The 21,250-nt window shown below is 61.1% G+C and carries 23 protein-coding genes; 10 read left to right on the top strand and 13 right to left on the bottom strand.

The window, feature by feature from the left end:
- Positions 1-5: 5 nt before the first annotated feature.
- A complete protein-coding gene (locus tag AC0L6G_RS11705; protein WP_473252276.1) occupies positions 6-2,048 on the bottom strand; it encodes a TonB-dependent receptor in 2,043 nt (680 codons plus the stop codon).
- Between the two features lie 45 nt (positions 2,049-2,093).
- Positions 2,094-2,279 (bottom strand): hypothetical protein, encoded by a 186-nt coding sequence (locus AC0L6G_RS11700; protein WP_473252275.1) that lies wholly within the window; start codon positions 2,277-2,279, stop codon positions 2,094-2,096.
- A 181-nt stretch (positions 2,280-2,460) separates the two neighbouring features.
- On the opposite strand from AC0L6G_RS11700, the gene AC0L6G_RS11695 reads away from it, so the two are divergent.
- Positions 2,461-2,739, top strand: a complete 279-nt coding sequence (locus AC0L6G_RS11695; protein ID WP_045811806.1) for a hypothetical protein — start codon at positions 2,461-2,463, stop codon at positions 2,737-2,739.
- A gap of 72 nt (positions 2,740-2,811) precedes the next feature.
- On the top strand, positions 2,812-3,027 hold the full coding sequence (locus AC0L6G_RS11690) for a hypothetical protein (protein WP_197071099.1): 216 nt from the start codon (positions 2,812-2,814) through the stop codon (positions 3,025-3,027).
- Position 3,028: 1 nt separating this feature from the next.
- Here the strand turns inward: AC0L6G_RS11690 and AC0L6G_RS11685 are convergent, their stop codons facing one another.
- From AC0L6G_RS11685 to AC0L6G_RS11660, 6 genes are all read right to left on the bottom strand, one after another.
- On the bottom strand, positions 3,029-3,640 hold the full coding sequence (locus AC0L6G_RS11685) for a recombinase family protein (RefSeq protein ID WP_473252274.1): 612 nt from the start codon (positions 3,638-3,640) through the stop codon (positions 3,029-3,031).
- Positions 3,641-3,706: 66 nt separating this feature from the next.
- Entirely contained in the window at positions 3,707-3,946 is a 240-nt protein-coding gene (locus AC0L6G_RS11680) for a hypothetical protein (RefSeq protein WP_473252273.1), read from the bottom strand.
- 63 nt (positions 3,947-4,009) lie between these two features.
- A complete protein-coding gene (locus AC0L6G_RS11675; protein WP_312185786.1) occupies positions 4,010-4,483 on the bottom strand; it encodes a GNAT family N-acetyltransferase in 474 nt (157 codons plus the stop codon).
- 255 nt (positions 4,484-4,738) lie between these two features.
- A complete protein-coding gene (locus AC0L6G_RS11670; RefSeq protein ID WP_312185789.1) occupies positions 4,739-4,975 on the bottom strand; it encodes a hypothetical protein in 237 nt (78 codons plus the stop codon).
- A gap of 54 nt (positions 4,976-5,029) precedes the next feature.
- On the bottom strand, positions 5,030-5,224 hold the full coding sequence (locus AC0L6G_RS11665; protein WP_312185791.1) for a hypothetical protein: 195 nt from the start codon (positions 5,222-5,224) through the stop codon (positions 5,030-5,032).
- Between the two features lie 520 nt (positions 5,225-5,744).
- On the bottom strand, positions 5,745-6,554 hold the full coding sequence (locus AC0L6G_RS11660) for a hypothetical protein (RefSeq protein ID WP_146756763.1): 810 nt from the start codon (positions 6,552-6,554) through the stop codon (positions 5,745-5,747).
- 192 nt (positions 6,555-6,746) lie between these two features.
- Between AC0L6G_RS11660 and AC0L6G_RS11655 the strand changes: the two genes are divergently transcribed.
- The gene (locus AC0L6G_RS11655) at positions 6,747-9,254 is read left to right on the top strand and encodes a DNA-methyltransferase (protein WP_473252271.1); all 2,508 of its coding nucleotides are present in this window, start codon (positions 6,747-6,749) and stop codon (positions 9,252-9,254) included.
- Positions 9,255-9,271: 17 nt separating this feature from the next.
- Here AC0L6G_RS11655 and AC0L6G_RS11650 read toward each other — a convergent pair whose 3' ends face one another.
- Together AC0L6G_RS11650 and AC0L6G_RS11645 are read right to left on the bottom strand one after the other, a co-directional pair.
- Positions 9,272-9,472 (bottom strand): hypothetical protein, encoded by a 201-nt coding sequence (locus AC0L6G_RS11650; RefSeq protein ID WP_473252270.1) that lies wholly within the window; start codon positions 9,470-9,472, stop codon positions 9,272-9,274.
- Positions 9,469-9,699 (bottom strand): DUF6626 family protein, encoded by a 231-nt coding sequence (locus AC0L6G_RS11645; RefSeq protein ID WP_473252269.1) that lies wholly within the window; start codon positions 9,697-9,699, stop codon positions 9,469-9,471. The genes AC0L6G_RS11650 and AC0L6G_RS11645 overlap by 4 nt, the downstream gene beginning before the upstream one ends.
- A 121-nt stretch (positions 9,700-9,820) precedes the next feature.
- Between AC0L6G_RS11645 and AC0L6G_RS11640 the strand changes: the two genes are divergently transcribed.
- The 7 genes from AC0L6G_RS11640 (at position 9,821) to AC0L6G_RS11610 (ending at position 18,252) form a co-directional block, all read left to right on the top strand.
- Positions 9,821-10,105, top strand: a complete 285-nt coding sequence (locus AC0L6G_RS11640; RefSeq protein ID WP_473252268.1) for a hypothetical protein — start codon at positions 9,821-9,823, stop codon at positions 10,103-10,105.
- The gene (locus AC0L6G_RS11635; RefSeq protein WP_473252267.1) at positions 10,102-11,007 is read left to right on the top strand and encodes a TIR domain-containing protein; all 906 of its coding nucleotides are present in this window, start codon (positions 10,102-10,104) and stop codon (positions 11,005-11,007) included. The genes AC0L6G_RS11640 and AC0L6G_RS11635 overlap by 4 nt, the downstream gene beginning before the upstream one ends.
- A gap of 92 nt (positions 11,008-11,099) precedes the next feature.
- On the top strand, positions 11,100-12,599 hold the full coding sequence (locus AC0L6G_RS11630; RefSeq protein WP_473252266.1) for a type I restriction-modification system subunit M: 1,500 nt from the start codon (positions 11,100-11,102) through the stop codon (positions 12,597-12,599).
- Positions 12,589-13,731, top strand: a complete 1,143-nt coding sequence (locus AC0L6G_RS11625) for a restriction endonuclease subunit S (protein ID WP_473252265.1) — start codon at positions 12,589-12,591, stop codon at positions 13,729-13,731. The genes AC0L6G_RS11630 and AC0L6G_RS11625 overlap by 11 nt, the downstream gene beginning before the upstream one ends.
- Entirely contained in the window at positions 13,728-16,775 is a 3,048-nt protein-coding gene (locus AC0L6G_RS11620) for a type I restriction endonuclease subunit R (RefSeq protein WP_473252264.1), read from the top strand. The genes AC0L6G_RS11625 and AC0L6G_RS11620 overlap by 4 nt, the downstream gene beginning before the upstream one ends.
- Entirely contained in the window at positions 16,775-17,518 is a 744-nt protein-coding gene (locus AC0L6G_RS11615) for a M48 family metallopeptidase (protein WP_473252263.1), read from the top strand. Before AC0L6G_RS11620 ends, AC0L6G_RS11615 begins: the two co-directional genes overlap by 1 nt.
- The gene (locus AC0L6G_RS11610) at positions 17,515-18,252 is read left to right on the top strand and encodes a hypothetical protein (RefSeq protein WP_473252262.1); all 738 of its coding nucleotides are present in this window, start codon (positions 17,515-17,517) and stop codon (positions 18,250-18,252) included. The genes AC0L6G_RS11615 and AC0L6G_RS11610 overlap by 4 nt, the downstream gene beginning before the upstream one ends.
- Positions 18,253-18,255: 3 nt before the next feature.
- Here the strand turns inward: AC0L6G_RS11610 and AC0L6G_RS11605 are convergent, their stop codons facing one another.
- The 3 genes from AC0L6G_RS11605 to AC0L6G_RS11595 all read right to left on the bottom strand — a co-directional run bounded on the left by AC0L6G_RS11605 (position 18,256) and on the right by AC0L6G_RS11595 (position 21,176).
- Positions 18,256-19,245: a hypothetical protein gene (locus AC0L6G_RS11605; protein WP_473252261.1), complete on the bottom strand. Its 990-nt coding sequence runs from the start codon at positions 19,243-19,245 to the stop codon at positions 18,256-18,258.
- Positions 19,238-19,612 carry a hypothetical protein gene (locus AC0L6G_RS11600; RefSeq protein WP_453976490.1) on the bottom strand — a complete coding sequence of 125 codons (375 nt, stop codon included), beginning with the start codon at positions 19,610-19,612 and terminating at the stop codon, positions 19,238-19,240. Before AC0L6G_RS11600 ends, AC0L6G_RS11605 begins: the two co-directional genes overlap by 8 nt.
- Positions 19,613-19,736: 124 nt before the next feature.
- Positions 19,737-21,176, bottom strand: a complete 1,440-nt coding sequence (locus tag AC0L6G_RS11595; RefSeq protein WP_473252260.1) for a serine/threonine protein kinase — start codon at positions 21,174-21,176, stop codon at positions 19,737-19,739.
- Positions 21,177-21,250: the final 74 nt, after the last annotated feature.

The following is a 21,250-nucleotide window of genomic DNA, read 5'->3' as shown; positions in this document are numbered from 1 at the left end:
CAGAATCAGAACCGGTAGGCGACGCCGATGCGCAGGTTGCGGCCCGGCAGGGGGGCGATGTCCTTGAGGAAGGAGGCGTGTTCGCGCGCCTCCTCGTCGGTCAGGTTCCGCGCTTCGGCGAACAGGGTGACGTTCTGCTGGGCGAAGGGCCGCACGGCCAGGGCGGCGTTGACCAGCGTATAGTCGTCGGTCGGCAGTTCGAATTCGTTGGCGACGCGGTCCTGTTCGCCCACATGGCGGACCTCAGCGCTGGCGTCGAAACGGGCCGAGGTCCAGGCCAGGCGTCCGGTGACGGAATAGGGCGGAATACGCGCGGCCGGGCCGAAGTCGGTCTGAGCGTGAACGAAGTCGGCCGCGCCTTCCAGCGACAGCTTGCGGTCGCCGTCCTGCCAGACGGCGTAGGCGCCTTCGATCTCGAAGCCGTAGAATTTCGCATCGGTCTGAACGAACTGATAAACGGGGAAATACTCGTCCTCTTCCTCGAAATAGAACTGCTCGCCAGTCGGCCGCTCGTCGATGAAGCCATCGTACCAGGAATGATAGACGTGAAGATCGCCCGTGAACCGGCCGCGGTCGTAATGGGCGGTGCCTTCCAGCGTCGTGACCTTTTCGCTGTTTAGGGTCAGGTCGCCGGTCTCATAGGCGGCGGTGGCGATGTGGACGCCGTCTGCGTACAGCTCGACCTCGCTGGGCGCCCGTTCGTTGTGGGCCAGGCTGAGACCCAGGAACAGGCCGGGCGCCGGGCGCAGGAAGGCGGCGGCCGAGGCGGACCAATTGTCGAAGGTGCGATCGACCTGGCTGATCCTGCCGATGGGCGTGCCGGACAGTTCGCGTCGATCATAACGCAGTCCCCCTTCGAAACCGTGGTTGCCCCGGTCCAGACGCTGAACCGTATAGACCCCGATCTCGTCGATATCGACGGTGGGGACGAAGGCCTCCTCGCCGATGGCCTCGAAGTTGCGTGACAGGGCCTGCACGCCCAGGGCCCCATTCCAGCCGCCGCGCTGGCGCTGAACCAGGTCGGCGCGCGCCTCCCAGCCGTCGGAGTTGAAGACGGTGCCGGGTTCGCCGACATCCTCGAACTCCGTGTGGGTGTAGTCGGCATGGCCGTAGGAGCCACGTAGGGCCGCAAAAGGACCGTCGTCGAATCGATATTCGCCGCGCGCGTCCCAGCGCTTCTGATTCAGCTTGATGAAGACCGATTCCTCGGCGACCGTGCCGTATTCGCTGTCGGTGTCCTTGTAGGAGACGCCGGCGAAGCCTTTGTCGCCGATATAGGCGCCGCCGACGCCCCAGGTCTCCAGGTCGGTGTAGCTGTTCGGCTGCTTGCCGCCGTCGTCGCGCGCGATGCCTTCGGCAGCGGCGAGACGGGCCGAGACGGCCGGGGCGGGGATTTCATAGTCGTCCGTCTTGCGCTTCACCGCATCGACGTTGAAGGCGAAGTTCCCGGCGCCGGCCGTGACGCGGGCGAAGCCGCCGCGACCGTCGTCGACGCTGGAGGCCTGGGCTGAGACGACGCCGTCGATGCCGCCTTCCGGAATGGCCGTGGGAATGCGGTCGTCCAGCACATTGACCACGCCGCCGATGGCCGAACCGCCATAGACCAATGTGGCGGGGCCGCGGATGATCTCGATCCGGTCAGCCTCGGCGGGGTCCGTCGCCACGGCGTGGTCGGGCGAAACCGAACTGGCGTCGATCAGGCCGATGCCGTTGGTCAGAACCTGGACGCGCGGACCGCTCAGACCGCGAATGACCGGCCGGCTGGCGCCGGGGGCGAAGTCGGTCGAGCGGACGCCGGGCCGACCGTTTAGCAAGTCGCCCAACGAGGCGGCCGGGGCGGTGGCCAGGGTTTCCTCGTCCAGCACGTCGGTGGCGATGACCGCCGCGCGCTGGCTGACACCGTAAGGGGCGCCGGTGACGACGACATCGTCCAGCGTCGTCGGCGCATTCGCGGTCGGCGGGGTCGATTGGGCGGCGGCCGCGCCGGCCAGGACGGTTGAGCCGACCGCAGCCAGAAGCAGCGAACGCAGGGCGGGGGAGGAACGCATGGCGATGACCTTCGAGGGAGGAAGAAGGTGTGTTATGAGATAACATCACGACCGGTCAAGCCGGTCTTGGCGTTCCTGGCCCTTGTGCGGCCCAAAAGGCACGCCGAGGCGCTCGCCCGATCGGCTCATGGTGCGTCGATTTTTAGGAAGAATGGCGCACCCGACAGGATTCCTCGTGCCGACCTGCTGGTAGGCCGAGCTATCGGCTGCTGATTGGGCGTCGTCAGCCATGATGATACTCCGCGACTCGGATGGATGAGCCGCGAAGCAGAGTCCTCGGATGGGCTGGGGTCAACGTCTCGAACGGTGCCGCACGACCGTCTCTGACGTCAGGCGGAGTCTTTCCTGCCAATCTTCCACCGCTATGGTCAGCAGGTCGCGGCAGGTCGCGTTGAGGGGGAGAAGTTTAGCCATGTGGAAGCTGGATCATGTCGTCCCGGCGTCTGACGTTGATTTGGAGGAACGGCGCCTTGGCGAAGTTCTGGCGAGCGCGGGCTACGATGTTGGGAAGTTGACGTTGAGCGGTTTGGCCCAGCAGGTGCTGGCCGAGCGGGCGAAGGCCACGGTGATGGCCATCGGGATCGAACCGTCGAACTGGCCACATTTTCCGCTGGGCAATGGCGGCGTCGAAGTGCGCTTCCAGTTCAGCCGCGAGGCGGATCAGGTGAACGCGAAGATGGCCTTGGCTTAAAAGCCGTTGAATTTAACGCTACGTCGGCTTGCTTTCGCGTAACATTGATGGCCAGATCACATGGGGGCCACCATGACGCTTGAGACTTTCCGCCAAAGCCTTCTGTCTTTCTCTATCGCAGAGTGGGCAGTTGTCGCCGTCGTCGTCATTTCCTTTGTTGCCGTCACAACGACGGTCGGCTTCGTGATGGGGCCGATTGTGGGCTACTCCGTCGTCATGCTCTCTCGACGTGCCAAGCGTCGGGGAACAGCCTTTGAGGCGGAGAAATCGGCCTCTACGACCAAATAGCTCACCCGGAGACGCTCTCCTGACGGCTTTCCTGAACCCTCTTCAGCGTGCGCGAGATGGCCGTCACCGTGGTCGTGGAGGCTCGATGTAGGCGGGCGGTGGCCCGGATGCCCTGACCGGCTTCCAACGACCTCCTGATCGCTTCTACGCGGTCCTGCGGCATGGGCTTGCGCCCGCTCTTCTTGGTCGTCCGTCGAAGACCGCTCAAGATGCGCTCGCGGATCATAGCCCGCTCGTAGGAACTGAAGACCGAGAGCATCTGGAACATCATGGCGCCGGAGGGCGTCGAGGTGTCGAGGCCCTGCGTGTGGACGTAGAGGTCCACGCCCTTGGCTTGGATGTCGCCGAGGAAGTGGATCAGGTCGGGCAGGGATCGTCCGATCCGGCACACCGAGAAGGTCGCGATCAGATCGAAGTCCTTGCGCGCCACGCCTTTGAGCAGGCTGTCGAAGCCGGGTCGTTTGTCGCGGCCCTTGGCGCCGGAGATGCCCTCATCGACGAAGGTGGCGACCACCTCCCAGTCCTGCCGCTGGGCCACTGCCAGCAGATCGCGAAGCTGGTTCTCGACGGTCTGGTTTTTGTCAGCCGTGCTCACACGACAGTAAATCGCCACGCGCTTGGTCAGGGGTGTGCTCCGATCCGATATTGGGAGCACAGGGTCTCACGGATCGACCGGGCGTCAACGAGAAGGGTTGAACGACCTATCTTCGTTCAGCGGAGCGACGAAGAGCCGGTCGCAGTCGTCCTCGGCGTTGGTCAACGGAATCATCTCGCACTGGTCCCCCAGTGCCTCGACGGCTTCGGCCGCCAGTTCGGTGAACTCCTGCTCGAAGCCGGAGCGTCGGAACAGCAACACGCCGTCCTTGGTGTCGAGCACGCCGTAGGCTGGGGAGCCTTCGAGAAGGGTGTCGAGACGCATGGGCATCAGTCTTGAAGGCCCCAGCCCACAGATAGTTCAGAACGGCTCAGGTCTCGTGTGCCATCAGAGCCGCTTGGCCATGCGGTAGTTGCGGAAGGTCTGCCCGCGCAGTTCGACGTCCTGAGCCTCGATCACTTCGAATCCGTTGCGCTCGAAGAAGGGGCGAGCGGTGATGCTGGCCTCGGTGAACAGACGGTCGAGGCCCTGCTCGTGGGCGCGGGTATGGATGTGATCCAGCAGCGCATGGGCGACGCCTCGGCCTTGATGATCGGCATGGACGAACAGCATGTCGATGTGGCCGTCAGGTTCCAGATCGCTGAAGCCGACGATCTCGCCACCCGCTTCAGCGACATAGGTCGGTCGGCCGCCCAGTCTGGTCGTCCAGTGCTTCCGGTTCACCGCGACTGGCGCCCATGCGTCGATCTGAGCAGGGCCGTAGTCTCGGCTGGCCACCTGCCTCACCGATCCGGCGAACAGATCGATCAGGGTGTCGAGATCGGCGTCGTCATAGAGACGGATGTGAACGGCTGCGCTCATGAGCCAGTGACTGGCATAGCTCGGACGCCCTCGCCAGACCCGATGGTCTGGGCAGTCTGATCAGGGGGCGAGACGCCTCAAGGTCGGTGATGGCGTCATACTGGAAGGCAAGGCGCAGATAGCTCTGACGGTGCTCCACGAGCGAGGTCAGACCCGCAAGCTCACGCGCCTTCGCTGCTCGCTGTCGATTGTAGCTGACCCCAGAACCCATCCGGCAAAAACTCCAAGCGGGGCAGTTCGTTCCTTAACCACGCCTCATTCAGCAGGAGGCGCGTCGTCCATCGGCATGACGAACATCTGGCTGTAGCCGTGATGGCCATCGCTGGTCGTGAAGACGATGAAGTCGTCGCCCGCGTGGTCTGCGGCTTCGCGCACCAAGTCGCTGAACTCGTCCAGATGTTCGGGCTTGCCGACCAGCGTGAAGCCATCCTTCTCGGGCTTCACATCGCAAGCCGGGGTGCCTTGGATCAGTTTTTCCAGCAGCCTTCCCATACGTCAGATAAACACCGCTCGATGAACGGCGCAAGCTTGGCCGCCCCGACGAGATCAGTCTTCAGGCCCGCGCGGAAGAGAGCCGACCAGCCGGTCCAGTTCCCAGACCGTCACCTCGACGCAAGAGAGGTGCTCAGCCAGAACGGTCCTCCCATGGGCCAGCGCACCTTCGTCGTCGTCGCACTCTTGGGCGAGGAACATCCCGGCAGAGCCATCAGGGGCGCACGGATAGAAGAAGTAGATCGCCATCGTCACTCCCTCGCTCGTGTCCGCTACCGCACCTTAAGCCTTCGCCGCTGTCATCCAAAACAGATGGAAGCGGGCACAAAATATCGACTACGCCACGACTGGGTTTGCGGGCCGTGAAACACAGCCATTTCCACCCCCGTTTGGGAGAACGGTCGAAGCGGCGGATATCAACCGATCTTCCAGCCGATGACATCGCGATCCGGCCGAAGCCTCTTTCAGGATCGCAGCCGACATCGCTCCCCTTAAACCGCCATCTTCCAGATCGGTCTGGCGGCGGCACCCTCGGGCACAGGGGGAGGAGGTGTTTCCACCTTTAACGGCTCTCCTAATAAGACCTCTATTAGCAAGTCCGTTAACGGGGGAAAGTTCGGCTGGAAGACAAACTGGTCGCTCCGCTCCTTCCAGCCCCCCCTCTGCCTACGTCGAAAGATATGGCCGCCGCCAGTTCTCGAAGGTTATAAGTAAGGGAAGGTGGCGGACACCGTTGGAGGTCATGTTCCAACGAGGATCAGCAGGTCGATCACGTCTTCACACTTACGGATATCGTGATCTCATTAGTGGTGCTCGGCTTGTACTTGGGCATCCCCGTGTAGTCGAAGTTTCGCCAGCGCGTTTCGGCCTCCAGAACCTCGCCCCATGCCCGTTCGAACATCGTTGTCAGGACAAAGAAGGATGGATGGGTTGATGAGACGGATAGACCTCGCGAAGCCGTCAGCGCGAGAAGGTGGGTCTCTACGGCATTGGTCTGATCGTCGAGACTCTCGAAGATTGCCTTTCGCTGGGCGGCGGCATCTTCTGAAACAGCGATGGCGGCAAACGCCTCGACGCGGCCGCCTTTCTGCGCCGCCCCGAACAATCGGCACTCTTCCTCATAGGTCAGTCTTCCCGCCATCGGATTAGGGTCGTGGAGGATGGCTTGGGCACGTCGATAAAGTTCACTTGCCCGCCAATCTTCGATCATCGAGACCACGGTGTGAACAGGGAGCCGTTCCGAATCGTCTTGGAGCTTGGTCCAATCCTGCTGACCGGTTTTCCGTTCGCGATCATAACTCTTTTTGATCTTTGAACGGCGATGGTCCCTAAAAGCACTGACTTCCGATAATGGATACCAAGCTGTTCCGCCTGTAGGACTGGTTGTTGAGCGGTAGTAGGCTGGACCTCCACCCACGCCCTTCTCATCGGCCTTGGCCAAGTTAGCGAGATAGCCCGAACTGACGCCGATCTCCTCGGCTGCTTCATCTCTGGTGAGAAGATGCTCGTCAGGAATGCCCAGCAGCGCAGCGAGAGCGGATTTCGATATCGAACGATGGGGAGAAGAGGCGTCGGACATGCGTCAACGCTCGCACTCTGAAGCTTTCTATCCGGTTTCGAAATTAATCAATGTGAAGGATCGGAGGCCAATGTGAAAACTTGGAAGCCGATATGAAAAGGGGTCTGATTAACCTCATCTATCATCGCTCGGATTCGGCCCAAATCCGTGACCTATGGCCTCATCACCAACCGATGAGGACGTCGAAAACATATGGTCATCCGCCGCCAGAAGGCTGCTCAAGCTCAGAAGGCCCACGCCGCTAACGACAACCTGCCGACCACCACGCCGCCGCCGCCCGCCGCGCCGACCGCGCGACTGGTGAAGGGTGAGTGCATCGTTTCCATGGACGCCATGGTCGCTGGATTGGTTGATCTGATCGTGACGTCGCCGCCCTACCTGAACATCGGCATGCCTTACGGTGACAGCTTCGCGAGCATCGAGGACTACATTGAGTTCTCTCGCCAATGGATCACGGCGGCGGCTCGTGTTCTCAAGCCGGGCGGTGCGATGTGGATCAACGTCGGCATGCATAAGGCTGGGCCGAACAGCCGCGTGCCCCTGACGTATTATCTGTTCCCGCTGATTGCGGGCACCGGCCTGACTTTCGTTCAGGAGATTGTTTGGGACCGCCGCGCTCAGCAGAACACCACCCAACGCTTCTCCACTCGCTCGGAACGCTGGCTCTATCTGGTGAAGCCCGGCGTGGTGAAGGGCGGGCGCGGTCGTCCGAAGAGCATCACTCCGACCTTCAATCTCGACGATGTGCGACGTCCTTCGACTTCGGCCGACAAGCGCAACAACCCTGCGGGAGCCAATCCCGCCGACATCTGGGCTTACACGCAGGTTCACGGCACGGCCAAGGAGCGCACCGAACATCCGTGCCCGTTCCCCCAAGCCATGATCGAGCGCATCGTGCTGTCATGTTCGAACCACGGAGACGTTGTGCTTGATCCGTTTGGCGGCTCTGGGACGACGGGTGCGGCGGCTATCGAACAGGGTCGTTCTGCGATCCTCATCGAACGTGAGCCGACCTACTGGCCGATCATCGAGAAGCGTCTGGGCCTGCAAGAAGATGCCGTTCGTCTGTTGCTCGGCGAGAGCCTCGCCCGCATGGCCGACATCGCCGACCAATCGGTGGACCTCATTGCGACCGACCTTCCGTATGGCTGCACGCGGGCACCTTGGGATGAGACTATCCCGATGGATGCTCTCTGGACCGAATATCGTCGAATCCTGAAGCCTACCGGCTCCGTTGTCATGACGTCGGCGGGAATGTTCTCGGCCAAGCTGATGATCGCCGCGCCCGACCTCTACAAATATTCCTTGGTGTGGGAGAAGACGCGCGCCACCCGCTTCGTCCACGCGAAGTCGCAAGTTCTGATGGAGCATGAGGACGTTCTGGTCTTCTCGAAGGGCGGGATCGGAAACCGTGCTTCCAACCCCATGACCTACAATCCGCAAGGGTTGGTCGAACTTCCCGAAGCTCGCGTTAGCCGCAACGGCGACGTGGGATCGAAGCTCTATAAGAACCACCCTTATCGCTGCGCTTACGAGCGTCGCCAAACGCATACCAACTACCCACGCTCGGTTTTGCGCTTTCCCTCGGTCCACAAGGGCGTTCATCCGACCCAAAAACCTCTCGAACTGTTCGATTGGATCGTCCGCACTTACTCCAATCCCGGCGACGTCGTGCTCGACAACACGATGGGAAGCGGAACGACCGGCTGCGCGGCGGTGGCTGCGGGGCGCAAGTTCATCGGTATCGAACGCGAACCCGAGTTCTTTGGCATCGCGAAGCAACGCATCGAAGCGGTCGAACCTAGCTTGTCGCCTGATACGATCCCGGCACTGCCTCCCGCCGACGTGACCGTTGATGCCGCCACGACCCTCGCCGCAAACGACTGCATCGGCGATAAAGGCTCGGCGCGCGCCCTTGTCGGAGCCTCCCTTATCAACGGCGACGTCTTGACCGAGATGAAAAAGATGGCCGACGAATCGGTGGACATCATCATCACCAGCCCGCCATACAACATCAAACAGTCAAGCGGAGGCGGCTTCAAGGGCCGTGGTAAGACCGGCAAGTGGACGTCGGCTAAGCTCCGTGACGGTTACGACGGGCACGACGACGCCATGCCCTACGAAGATTACGTCGCGTGGCAAAAGGCGTTTCTGCGAGAGTGCTGGCGCCTGATCCCCGACGATGGCGCCATCTTCTACCAGCACAAGAACCGCGTTCAGAATGGCGTATTGCGGACCCCGCACGATCTGAATCCTGACCTGCTTCTGCGCCAGATCATCATCTGGGATCGCGGGTCTGGCATGAACTTTAGCAAGGCGTTCGCGACGCCCAGCCATGAGGTGATCTATGTTTTCGCCAAGCCCAAGTTCCGCTTCCGTAAGGGACATGGGCTGAAGGATGTGCTGAAGATCTTGCCTGATCGCGGTAACCCGCATCCGGCCCCCTTCCCGGTCGAATTGCCGCGCTCGATCATTGCGGCGACGACCGCCAAAACGATCCTCGATCCCTTCAGCGGTTCGGGTTCGACGGGCGTTGCCGCCCTGCTGGAAGGGCGTCGTTTCGTCGGTATCGAGCAGTCGGCGGCCTACTGCCGGATGGCCGAAGAGCGGCTGGCTGCCGTCCCTATGGAAGATCGGAAGAAAGTCGGGTCGGGCGACAACGACAACACCCTTTCCGAGGATATCCCTCTGATCGCATGACGATTAGCGGTCAGACTTTAGAGCGGCTTTTTCAGTCGGCTGGCCGTTGCGGGGGCAGCCGACACGAGCATCTTCTTGAAATGGGCCGACTGAGCACGGGAGCGGGCGATCAAGATGTCGGTCTGCTGCGCCAACCAGTCCTGCGGGAGTTCACGACGTTTCCAGCGTTCGATGTCTTCCGTCGAGAACAGCAGATCGTAGGCATCGTCGTCGTTCATCGACGCGCGCCCTCTGGGAGCCAAAGCACCGCCCACGCGACCCTCGCCGCGAGCACGAGGCGGCCTTCACGCCATAGGGTCTGGAAGAGTGCGATGAGCGCGTCCGCTGAAGGGCCGCGACCGCCACGAAGACAGAGATAGTTCTCAGCGCGCCCGAGCCATGCGCTGCTGAAGTGGCGATAAGAGTCCGTCAGCCCGCGCTCGCGAAAGTGGTGGTAGATGTCCATACCGGAGTGTCTCCTTTCCGATATTTATCTCTGCCTCCGTCCGCCGTTTCGCGTCCTTTGCGCGGCAAACGAATCGGGAACAGATACTGGTGGAAGACGCGCCATTTGAACGGAGGCCACGGTGATCAAAATCACTGGTCTGAAGGAGCTTCAGAAGAAAATGGACGATCTCGCGAAGTTTGCCTCCGAGATTGATGGCGAACTGGCGCGAGTATCGTTCGACCCGAACGATCCATCCAGCATTGAGACCGCCATCCAAGAGGCCTGTGATGCGGTCGATGAACGAGCCAACTCCTACCCACTGAATGACATGGTTCAGAATCTCGCGGAGCAGGCGAAGGAGAGTTTCCGCGAGCAAATACTGGAACGTGCGGCGGCGTCGCGGCTGGAGGCGGACGAAGAATGACCGTGGCCAACGCTTTGGCGGCCATGAACAATGCGGTCCTCGATCTCCAACAGGCCGACTACAACACGTTCGAACGCCCTCTGAAGAAGCTCGCCAATGCCCTCAACGCGGAGTCGTTGAAGGATGTGAACGATCCGCTCAAGGCGGCCGTGGATTTCGATGCTTTCGTGGCCGGATCGAACCAAGGCGGCAGCATGTTGGGCAGCGCGAGCTTGGAGTGGCCAGATGACAAGGAACAGGAGTTCGGCCTGATCCTGACTCTGATCGACCGTGGAGCGGCCGACCCCAACTGGTTTATGGAATTCGGTCACCACTGGTTCCACGACGGAAGCAAGCTGATTGCGGGCATCCGCAAGATGACCAAATCGGTCATCATCCCGTTCGATCGCGACTACAAAAACTACATCATGGGGAGGGTTCCCGCCGCACAAGCGGTGCTCGGTGATCCCGACAAGACCAAGGTCTTCATCGTGCACGGCCACGACGAAGCTCCTCGCGAAACTGTGGCGCGCTTTATCGGTCAGCAGGGCCTTGAAGCCGTGATCCTTCACGAACAGGCCAACGCGGGAATGACTGTCCCCGAGAAGCTGATCAAGCATGGCAATGTTGGTTTTGCAGTCGTTCTGCTCACGCCGGATGATGTCGGCCGAGCGGCGTCCGAAACCATCGACAGGCCGCGCGCCCGCCAGAATGTCATCCTCGAACTCGGCTACTTCGTCGGACGGCTGGGACGAGAAAAGGTCTGCGCCCTGCTTAAAGGCGACATCGAAATGCCGACCGATTATGTCGGTGTCGTTTACGTCAAATGGGACGACGCTGGAGCATGGAAGATGAGCCTCGCGAAGGAGTTAGACGTGGCGGGCTACGACATAGATTTTAACAAGGTCATGAAGGGCCGCTGATCCAAGACTGTCGGCGCACGGGTTGACCGCTCGCTCGCCAGTCGATTCAACAGTTCCCGACGCGCCCACCACAGCGCGCACTGGGGGTTTCAGTGGCTACGCTTACGCAATCGGAACTTGAACGGCATCTCTGGCAAGCGGCGGACATCCTTCGCGGCCACGTCGATGCGGGGAAGTTCAAGGACTACATCTTCGCCCTGCTGTTCTACCGGCGCCTCTGCGACGTGTGGGACGAGGAGTTCGAGGTTCTGCTGGCCGAGAGCGGCGACCGGGAAGAGGCGGCCGATCCTGACGAGCACCGCTTCCATGTTCCGCCGCAGCATCACTGGAACGCGGTCAGGAAGCACGCTACCCAGATCGGCCAGCATCTGAACAACGCCTTCGCCGCCATTGAAGACGCCAATCTGCGTCTGCGCGGCGTGTTCGGCGATGTGGACTTCGCCAATCAGGAACGCTTCCCCGACGCCCGGCTGGAGAAGCTGCTCGCCCACTTTGAGAAGCATCGACTGCGAAATAGCGACGTGCCGCCCGACATGCTGGGCGACGCCTACATGTATCTGATTGAGCAGTTCGCCGAAGGCGCGGGCAAGAAGGGCGGCGAGTTCTACACGCCCCGACAGGTCGTGAAGCTGATCGTCGAATGCCTTGACCCCCAGCCGGGCATGTCGATCTACGACCCCACCTGCGGCTCAGGCGGCATGCTGCTGGAGGCGGCGCAGCACCTGAAGGACAAGGGCCAAGACCCGCGCAGCCTGTCGCTCTATGGGCAGGAGAAGGAATTGGACACTTGGGCCATCGCCCAGATCAACCTGTTCCTGCACGACATCGACGACGCCTTCATCGCCAAGGGCGACACCATCCTCGACCCCAAGCGATACGATCCACGCGCACAGGAGTTCACGCCCGGCGTCGGCGCCTATGATCGGGTGATGGCCAATCCGCCGTTCTCACAGAAGGTGTGGGGTCACGAGGTCTGGACCAACGGTGACCCATTCGGCCGCGACATATATGGCGTGCCCCCCAAGGGGTATGGCGATCTCGCCTTCGTCCAGCACATGATCGCCTCGCTGAAAGACGACGGCATGCTGGGTGTCGTCGTGCCGCATGGCGTGCTTTTCCGGGGCGGCGCCGAGGGCCGCATTCGCGAGGCCATGCTGAAGGCCGACATCATCGAAGCGGTGATCGGGTTGGCGCCCAATCTATTTTACGGCGCGGGCATTCCGGCGGCAATCCTGATCATCCGCAAGACCAAGCCTGTCGAGCGGAAGGGTAAGGTGCTTCTCGTCAACGGCGACGCCACATTCCAGCGAGGAACAGCGCAAAATCATCTGACGGATGCCAATGTGCGGACGCTGGCCGACACCTTCCATGGCTTCTCCGACATAGAGAAGCTGGCCCGCACCGTGCCCGTCGATGAGATCGCGGCCAATGGCTTCAATTTGAACATTAGCCGCTACGTGCAGATCGGCGCGGACGCCGAGGCAGTCGATGTTGCAGCCGAGGTCGCCAAGCTCAAAGACCTAATCGCCAAACGCGACGAAGCCGAGGTGGTGATGTTCGGACACCTCAAGAGGCTCGGTTATGTCGAGTGAGGTGCCAAAAGGGTGGCGGCACGCAAAGCTTGGCGAAATTGCTGCTTTATCAGGCGGGACGACGCCATCGAAATCCAACGATGCCTATTGGACGCAAGGGGTTGTGCCGTGGGCGACTCCATCAGACATCACTTCGCTACCGCTCGCGAAAACTCGCATAGCCGCCACTGAAACGCATGTAGCCGAGCTTGCGCTGAAGGAGTGTTCGCTAAAGCTCAACCCACCCGGCACGGTTCTGATGACCTCGCGTGCGACTATCGGCTACGCCGCAATCAACGACGTGCCGATGGCGACCAATCAGGGCTTCCTCGCTTTCGCATGCTTTGACATATGCGACCCGGACTTCCTTTGCCACTGGCTCAACGCAAATAAAACTGCGCTAACGGCCGCAGCAGGCGGGAGCACATTCAAGGAGTTGGGAAGAGGAACCGCAAAGCTGCTTCCAATCCTCCTCCCTCCGCTTGATGAGCAGCGGAGGATCGCCGATGTGTTGGGATCGATAGGTCACTCTCTCCACCTTGCAGATATTGCGGTAAAGAAGTTTGATGATCTTCTTTCGGCTTTGCGTCGCGAACTAACGCACCATCCAGACCTCACATTTGATGGAGTTGGTCGAGTTTCCCTTCACGACCTGTGTCGTCCTCGACAGCATCCAACGATATCAAGTCAACAGCTTACATCGACTGGCTTTCCCGCTTATGGAGCCAACGGCCAGATTGGCTTCTACACGTCCTACACTCACGCTGCTCCGGTAATCGCGATTACCTGCCGAGGCGCGACCTGTGGAACGGTGAATTGGATTCCCGCTCAATCGTATGTGACAGGCAATGCCATGGCTTTGGATGAGGTTCGTCACGAACTCATCAATGAGAGATTCCTGTTCCACTATCTTTCAGCTTGGGGAGTTGCGAAAAGCATTGCCGGGTCGGCGCAGCCACAGATCACTCGCCAGTCGTTGAATGGCATCGAAATAGCCCTTCCTCCTTTGGCAGAGCAGAACTCCGTCGCCGCCGTATTGGACGATGTCTTGAGCCAACTTGAAGCCGCATCTACCGCTCGCACGAAGGTGGAGGCCGTGCGCTCTCAAGTGACTGCCGACCTCCTCTCCGGTCTCGTCAGGGTGCCCGCATGAGCGAATATCGCCTCGCCGAGAAGCCTGCGCTCCATGCGCTGACAGCGATGGGCTACGTCGTGCTTCATCACGAGGCGGCGATGCTGATGCGACAGGAGGCGAACCGCGTCCTGCTGAAACCGGTGATGATAGAAGCCCTTCAGACTCTGAACGAGGGGCTGGGCGCCGAGGACGCCGAGGCGATCTACAGCGATCTGTCCACCCTGTCCGACAACGAGGAATGGCAGCGGCGGCTGCGCGGCGCCTATTCCCGGCGGGTGAAGGGTGAGGCCAAGGATCGCCCCGTCGCCCTGATCGACTTCAAGCGACCCGATAGGAACCGCTACCACGTCGTGCGCCAGTTCAAGGTCGAGGCGCAGCGGTCGCGCATCGCCGATCTGGTGGTGTTCGTGAACGGCATCCCGCTGGTCGTGATCGAGGCGAAGTGTCCGCTGAAGGCGGCGGATCGCTCCGGTCAGGCGTTCGAGCAGATCAAGCAGTATGAGCGTGACATCCCGCGCCTGTTCTACCCCAACGCCTTCAACATCGTCACGGACGGCATGGCGACGCTGTATGGCGCGACCGATGCGAAGGCGAAGTTCTATGCGCCTTGGCCCGACCCGTGGCCGCGCGCTCGCGACGAGTTCGCCGACGATCTGACCAAAGACCTGTGGTGTCTGCTGGAGCCGTCGCGACTGCTGGACCTACTGGCTCATTTCATCGTCTTCGAGACCGATCCCGACACCGGACGACGGATCAAGAAGGTCTGTCGCTATCAGCAGTTCCGGGCCGTCAACAAGGCGGTGAACCGGGTCGCCGAGGGGACCAAGAAGAAGGGTCTGATCTGGCATACCCAAGGCTCCGGCAAGAGCCTGACGATGGTGTTCCTCGCCCTGAAGCTGAAGACCCATCTGACGCTGGATGCGCCGACGCTCCAGAACCCGAACATTCTCGTCCTGACCGACCGCATCGACTTGGACGATCAGATATCCAAGACCTTCGTCGCCTGTGGTCTGCCCAACCCAAAACAGGCGGCGGACGTGAAGGCGTTGCGCGAGGCCGTGGCTCGCGGCGGCTCGGGCCAAATTCTGCTCTCGACCATCTTCAAGTTCCAAGGCTCGAAAGAGCCGATCCCGAACTCGGAGGACTGGATCGTTCTGGTGGACGAGTGCCATCGCACGCAGGAGAAAGACCTCGGCGCCTTCCTACAAGCGACACTGCCCGACGCCCGCTACTTCGGCTTCACCGGCACGCCGATCAAGAAGGCCGACAAGGACACTTATGCCCGGTTCAGCGAGCCGGGTGAGACCTACCTCGACAAATACGGGATCGACGACGCCGTGGGTGACGGTGCCACCGTGCCGATCCTCTACGAGGGCCGGAAGACCGAATGGTCGATCAACGAGGCCGAGATCGACATCCTGTTCGACCGCTGGTTCGTCGATCTGTCCGACGAGAAGCGTGAGAAGCTGAAGCAGAAGGGCGTCAGCCTCGCCCTGATCGCCAAGCACCCGGAGCGCATCAAGCTGATCGCGCGCGACATCTGGGAGCACTTCAAACAGACCTGTCGCCCGGATGGCTTCAAAGCCCAGATCGTCGCCATCGACCGCGAGTCGGTCGTGCTCTACCGATTGGCCTTGGCCGAGGTGATCGCCGTCGATCTGGCGAAGGATGGCATGGTCGAGGCGGACGCGGCGGCCAAGGCCGAGCGGATGATCAAATGCGTCTTCTCCAAGAGCCAAGAGGACGACAAGCCGAGCGAGGACGCGGACGTCGAGACCGTTCGCGCCGAACTGCGCGCCCATTACCTCGACACGGACGGCGAGAAGACGGCCAAGAAGGCGTTCAAAAGCAGCGGTGACGAGCCGAGCTTCCTGATCGTCTGCAACAAGCTGCTGACCGGCTTCGACGCGCCGAACGAGCACGTCATGTATCTGGACAAGCCCCTGCGTGAGCACGGCCTGCTTCAGGCCATCGCACGCACCAATCGGACATGCTCGATCAAGCGACCGGACGGCTCGACTGTCGATAAGCCGCACGGCCGGATCGTGGACTACATCGGAGTTACCCAGCACCTCGACGACGCCCTGTCGTCCTACCGCGCCGATGACGTTCAGAACGCTCTGCGAGACCTCGACCTGCTGCGTCGCGACCTGCGGAAAACCCACGCCGAGTTCAAGCGTCAGCTTCGGCTGCTGGGCCTCGACGGGATGGAAGAGAAGGCCGCCGCCTACGCCATCGAGAAGCTTGTGGGCGATGGACGCGAGGACGACTGGTTCGAGCTTCAGCGGCTGGGCCGTCACTTCGTGCGGACCTACGGCGACCTGTCGCCCGATCCGGCAATCCTCGACTTCACCGAGGATATGAAGTGGGCCGCGACCTTCCTGCGGCTGGCCCAACAGGCGATCACCAAAGACGAGAGCCTCGATCACCTGACCTACTCGGGCAAGATCAGGGACATGCTGGAGGAGCACGTCCGGGCCACCGGCCTGACCACGACCGTCCGCCTCCGCAACATCACCGATCCCGACTTTAAGGACGACTTCCAGACCGAGGAGAAATCCGAAGAGGAGCTTCACGAGGCGTTCGTGCGGAAGGCCGCCGAACTGAAGCGTGTCACCCGCGAACTGGTCGATAAGAACCCGGCTCAATACGGTCGATTCTCCGAGCGCGTGCTGGAGATCATCCGTCGCTTCGAGGAAGGCCAGATCGCCGCCGCCGAGGGCCTGAAGGACTTCGAAGACCTCACCGGCGGCATTGCCACCGAGGCGGGCGCCCACGACGAACTGGGCATGGATGAGCGCGCCTTCGCGATCCTTCGGATCATCGAGCCGCATACGCCTGATGCCGAGCATACGACGCTTCAGGGCGTGGCTGTTGAGGTTGGTGCACTCTACGCCGGAGCGCAGTCCAGCCAGCCGTCTTGGTTCTTTATGGACGGATACAAAAGGGAGCTTCGCCGCGAGGTCCGCAAACTACTGCGCCCGCTCGAACTGGACGACGCCAACGTCGTCCGTGATGAGATCGAGGACTACGCCGTCCACGCCTACGCCGAGGGCAATTGATGGGCGTCGTCCGCATCGGTCAGACCGAGGTCGCCTACGAGCTTCGCCGATCCGCTGCTGCGTCTGAACGGCGGATCACAGTCACGCCCGGCCACGTCGAGGTGCTGGCTCTCACGACCGACGACGACGCCGAGATCGACGCCTTCCTCGGCCGCAAGCGGCAGTGGCTGTTCAATACCTTGCGCGAGCTTGAGGCGAAGACGTCCAAGCGCGCAGTTGTGCCCCGGTTCATGACCGGCTCGAAGATTCCGTATCGCGGACGGATGGCCCGGCTAACCGTGCGCCGACACGACGGCGCGCACATCGAGATCGACTACCGCAACGGCTTTCTGGTCGATCTTCCATCATGGGTCCGCGACGCGGATCAGGACGCCATTGTCGCCACCGAGATCAAGCTATGGCTGAAGCGTCGTGTGCGTCGGGACGTCATGGACATCGCAGCCGCCTATCGCCGCCGGTTCGACTTGAAGCCGCGCACGATCCGCGTCGCCGACATGAAGACCGGCTGGGGCGCCTGTGGCCCGACCGGCTCCATCCTGATCAACTGGACCCTCGTGTTCGCGCCGAAGGCGGTGCTGGAATACGTCGTGGCCCATGAACTGGCGCACCTGACGGTGCGGTCTCACGGCCCCGACTTCTGGGCACACATGGCTGCGCTGATGCCTGACTATGAGCGGCCAAAGGGCTGGCTCGACACCCATCAGGGCGCGCTGGACGCGGCCTTCTTGGACATCGCTGCATGAGGCTCTTCGTCGGCTGGGATGTCGGCGGCTGGCATTGCGACCGCAATCGTGAATCCCGTGATGCTCTTGTCGTTTTGACCTTGGGGAGGGACGGCCAGCTCACACTGGCTGGGAAGGCTTGGCGCGGAAGTCTGCGGTCAACTCTGACGAGCCACAAAGGCTTCGATCTCGTTCGTGCGATGCTGCGCCACTGCGACGTCAGCCTTGACGGCGCCGAGGCCATCATGATCGCGATTGATGCCCCGCTCGGATGGCCGAGAGCAATGCTCGATTTGGCAAACGGCGGCGACCTTACCGACGTATCGGATCGTGACTTCGAGAACCCCTACACGAGGCGCCAGACCGAACTGGACCTGATCCGTCAGGGTTTCGCCCCGCTGTCCAATGTTCGCGACATGATTGGGAGCCAATCGACCAAGGCGATGCATTTCCTGCGCGCCGCCGATCTCGCTCCTCAACCTCGCGCGAGATGGTGTGCCGGTAGCGTGACGGCCATCGAGACCTACCCAGCCGTCGCACTGAAGAACGCTGGGTGTTCGGCGCGGCATGGGCAATTGATGGACGCTCTGCTGTCCCGGCAGTCGATTACCAAACCGGCTCTAACAGATGTCAGGGACGCCCTCGCATGCGCCGTCGTGGCCTATTCTGCGTCGGAACATCCAGAGACCGTCGTCGAGCCACCCATGGGATATCCGCCTCTCGAAGGCTGGATCATAGTGCCGGGGTCAGCATGACGATCAGCCCCATTCCAGTTCGCCGGTGAAACGGCGATAGCTCTTCCAGCCGTCGCCACCGCCCGCATCGTCGATGCGAGGAATGCCGATCTGGTCGCACTTCTGCTCCACCTCCGCGAAGAGGGTCAGCGGGACAGGACGGTTTCGCTCGATGTGAACCTCGCGCAACAACCAGCCCTCAGGACGGGTAGGCCGGAATTCGACAAGACATTCGCCGCGAAACTCGGCCACGGCCATCTTTCCCGCCGCGACGTCAGACAGACGGTGAGCGAGGCAGTTGCGGTATTTCCGGCCAGCTTCCAGCAGGTCACGCATGGAGGCGAGCGGCCGGAGTTCGTTGTCGCCTTCGGGCACAGGGTGAGGGGGCAACCGGTCGGCACGGCGTAGCAGCCGGTCGAGAAGTCGGGGCAGCGAGGAGGTCGGTCCCATGCGGGCGATAGCTTCCGCTACCACCTCGTCAGATGCTTTCGAGTTCACCGACTGAATAAAGGTGACCGCCCTGTTGAACGTCATGGCCTCGGCGCCGGTGTCGATGCGGTCGAGTGTGTGGGCATGGCGCCATCGCGGATCGAGAGCGAGTAACACCTCCAGCTTCCGGCAGGTGATGCGGCCAGAGGCGCGCAAGGCTTCAGCTCCGCGCACATCGTCGCTGGTGAGCAAGTCGTAGAGGGCGAGATAGTCCTTTGCCCGAGGTAGCGGTCGGTCACCGATCTGCGTCAAGAGACCGGGGAGACCATCCGGCACGTCGCCGAAGCTATGGCGCAGAATGTCGTTCGCGCGCCTATGGCGAACAACCTCGGCGAACGACGACGGGAAGAGATCTTCGTGGGCCTTGTTAAAATCAGCCTTTTCTTCTCGCGCCGCCAGCGAAGCGAAGATCGCCTGACGACGCGGGGGCGCCGCCGTGAGCACGCGAGACAAGATGCCCGGCACTTCATCGTCGAGCTTCACCAGAGCGTCGGTGCTCCATCCCAGAAGCCCGCCCTCACGCATTGAAGCGCTCCCATGGGAAGCGGCCTTGGCCTTGCGCGTTTGGTGCGGTCTGGAAGGCAACCCAGCGCCATTTCCGGGTTTCGCCGGGGGTGGTGCAGTGGTCAAAGACGATACGCTGTGGCTCGTTGGTGATGTCGTTCAGGATCGCCTTAATCGCGATTGCTTCAGGGACCACCACGGGAACGGTGATCTCCCCGTCAGCTTCCGCCGGTGGGCTGATGAACAGCCATTCGGTCGTGCTGATCCACTGGTGAGGCCCGGCGACATCGTTGAGGAAAACTTCGAGTTCGAGACCGTCGATCTCACCCGCCTCGTCAACGTTGGCGCGCACGGCAAGACATCGCAGCGGGGCTTCTTCCGGTGCCATTCAACCTCCTTTTCTGGGGAGGTTTCAGGGTCTCATGAAAGCTGAGTCCGTCAACCAGAATGGTGCGCGAGGGCCTCGGTGGGGAGGGTGCCGCCACGGAGGTCTAAAGCCGGAGCAAACCGATTCAAGTCCCTAACCAGTGAGCACGCTGTTGAAGGATCGCATTCCTCATTGAATGGGGGGCGAGATCGTAGCCCCGATCAAGAGCCTTGATTGCGCTGGATAGATCGCCCGTCGCCTTCATGCATCCCGCCAAATTGACCCAAGCAGCATATTTGTCAGGCGCAAGCGTGATCGCACCTTTGAGGACGAGGATGGCCTCGGAGTTTCGGCCGAGCAAGCTAAGGGGCTTAGCCATATTCAGCATCGCGCCAGTGTTATCAGGATCACATTCCAGAGCCTTTCGAAACGACAAGACTGCCCGCTCCGGCTCTTCCAGACCTCCCCAAATTACACCGAGATTGTTCCACGGTGCTGTTCGCGTGTCGTCGATTGAGATCGACTTAGACGTCGCTGCGTGGGCCTCGCGAAGATTTCCGCCGGAAAGATACAACCTGCCAAGTTGTGTCCAGCCGCTCGCATCGTCAGGCCAGCGCCGGGTGATTTCGTGTGCCGCATCAAGCGCATCTTGGAAGCCAGATGGCCCCTCAACCGTCGCCTTGGCTCGAAGCTCCTCCAGTGCAGATTCAGTGGATGCGATAGCGACAGGCAGCTTTATGCCGTGACGTTGTGCAACTTGACTCAACAATGATTTGGCTTCTGGAAGTTCAGCCCTTTCAGAAGGGGTTTTTGCCCAAAGTCGGGAAATCAATGGAGAGAGCGGATGATCATCCAGTCGCGGCATGCCGCTCAGATGGCTTTCCCGAAGCCTATGGAAATCTGTGGACGCAAAGGGGTGAAACCCAAAGCAAAGCTCGTGGAGGATGAACCCAAAAGAGTATAGATCAGATTTGTAAGTGCCCTGTCTTCCATGCCATTGCTCCGGCGACATGTATCGCGGCGTTCCCCCGGCGCTGCTTTGTAGCCCGCGCACTTTGGCCATTCCAAAGTCGGTGATGTGAAGATCGTTAGAGCGATCAATCAGAAGGTTCGCGGGTTTAACGTCAGCGTGTGTAATCAAGCCTTTTGACGTCGCGTGCGCCAAACCGTCCAAAAACTGAGCAGTCCATCGGAACACTTGGCGCGGTGTTTTCGGCGATCCATTCAGGTGGTCAAACAAAGAGCCCCGACCCATGTCGTCAGGCGCGATGTATTCAGCGGCCACGCATAACCGACTGCCTACTTGATCGACCCAAAATGCAGGGACGATGGCGGGGTGGCGGCCCATTGCCACCCAAGCTGCGGCCTCGTGCCGAAAAGCCTCTTGTTGATTTAAGGGCAACTCCGTTTTGGCAAACTTCAAAACGAAACGCGCGTCGCCCCTGTCGGGAGACTGCGATTTGTCTTCAACGACGCAAACTACGCCAAGTCCGCCTTCGAAGATTTTGTGAACGAGATAACGTCCACCCAAAATATCGCCAACGACAGGGACCATCGCTGGAGTCTGTTTCTTGAAAAAGGCCATGCTTCTTGCGGAGCTTGTTCAGTGGGCGGGTTGACTATCGAGCATATTGAAAGTCGTGAACGAGGTGCATTTGA

It is taken from the genome of Brevundimonas sp. D3-1P, assembly GCF_055809335.1.
This window is presented reverse-complemented; position numbering and strand designations above follow the sequence as displayed.

Bases quoted from the DNA above. Each gene is read 5' to 3' on its own strand.
- AC0L6G_RS11635 (WP_473252267.1), top strand. From the start codon at position 10,102: ATGACCGTGGCCAACGCTTTGGCGGCCATGAACAATGCGGTCCTCGAT.
- AC0L6G_RS11675 (WP_312185786.1), bottom strand. From the start codon at position 4,483: ATGAGCGCAGCCGTTCACATCCGTCTCTATGACGACGCCGATCTCGAC.
- AC0L6G_RS11695 (WP_045811806.1), top strand. From the start codon at position 2,461: ATGTGGAAGCTGGATCATGTCGTCCCGGCGTCTGACGTTGATTTGGAG.
- AC0L6G_RS11605 (WP_473252261.1), bottom strand. From the start codon at position 19,245: ATGCGTGAGGGCGGGCTTCTGGGATGGAGCACCGACGCTCTGGTGAAG.
- AC0L6G_RS11690 (WP_197071099.1), top strand. From the start codon at position 2,812: ATGACGCTTGAGACTTTCCGCCAAAGCCTTCTGTCTTTCTCTATCGCA.
- AC0L6G_RS11680 (WP_473252273.1), bottom strand. From the start codon at position 3,946: ATGCGTCTCGACACCCTTCTCGAAGGCTCCCCAGCCTACGGCGTGCTC.
- AC0L6G_RS11700 (WP_473252275.1), bottom strand. From the start codon at position 2,279: ATGGCTGACGACGCCCAATCAGCAGCCGATAGCTCGGCCTACCAGCAG.
- AC0L6G_RS11665 (WP_312185791.1), bottom strand. From the start codon at position 5,224: ATGGCGATCTACTTCTTCTATCCGTGCGCCCCTGATGGCTCTGCCGGG.
- AC0L6G_RS11610 (WP_473252262.1), top strand. From the start codon at position 17,515: ATGAGGCTCTTCGTCGGCTGGGATGTCGGCGGCTGGCATTGCGACCGC.
- AC0L6G_RS11655 (WP_473252271.1), top strand. From the start codon at position 6,747: ATGGTCATCCGCCGCCAGAAGGCTGCTCAAGCTCAGAAGGCCCACGCC.
- AC0L6G_RS11670 (WP_312185789.1), bottom strand. From the start codon at position 4,975: ATGGGAAGGCTGCTGGAAAAACTGATCCAAGGCACCCCGGCTTGCGAT.
- AC0L6G_RS11660 (WP_146756763.1), bottom strand. From the start codon at position 6,554: ATGTCCGACGCCTCTTCTCCCCATCGTTCGATATCGAAATCCGCTCTC.
- AC0L6G_RS11650 (WP_473252270.1), bottom strand. From the start codon at position 9,472: ATGAACGACGACGATGCCTACGATCTGCTGTTCTCGACGGAAGACATC.
- AC0L6G_RS11595 (WP_473252260.1), bottom strand. From the start codon at position 21,176: ATGGCCTTTTTCAAGAAACAGACTCCAGCGATGGTCCCTGTCGTTGGC.
- AC0L6G_RS11645 (WP_473252269.1), bottom strand. From the start codon at position 9,699: ATGGACATCTACCACCACTTTCGCGAGCGCGGGCTGACGGACTCTTAT.
- AC0L6G_RS11600 (WP_453976490.1), bottom strand. From the start codon at position 19,612: ATGGCACCGGAAGAAGCCCCGCTGCGATGTCTTGCCGTGCGCGCCAAC.
- AC0L6G_RS11705 (WP_473252276.1), bottom strand. From the start codon at position 2,048: ATGCGTTCCTCCCCCGCCCTGCGTTCGCTGCTTCTGGCTGCGGTCGGC.
- AC0L6G_RS11620 (WP_473252264.1), top strand. From the start codon at position 13,728: ATGAGCGAATATCGCCTCGCCGAGAAGCCTGCGCTCCATGCGCTGACA.
- AC0L6G_RS11625 (WP_473252265.1), top strand. From the start codon at position 12,589: ATGTCGAGTGAGGTGCCAAAAGGGTGGCGGCACGCAAAGCTTGGCGAA.
- AC0L6G_RS11615 (WP_473252263.1), top strand. From the start codon at position 16,775: ATGGGCGTCGTCCGCATCGGTCAGACCGAGGTCGCCTACGAGCTTCGC.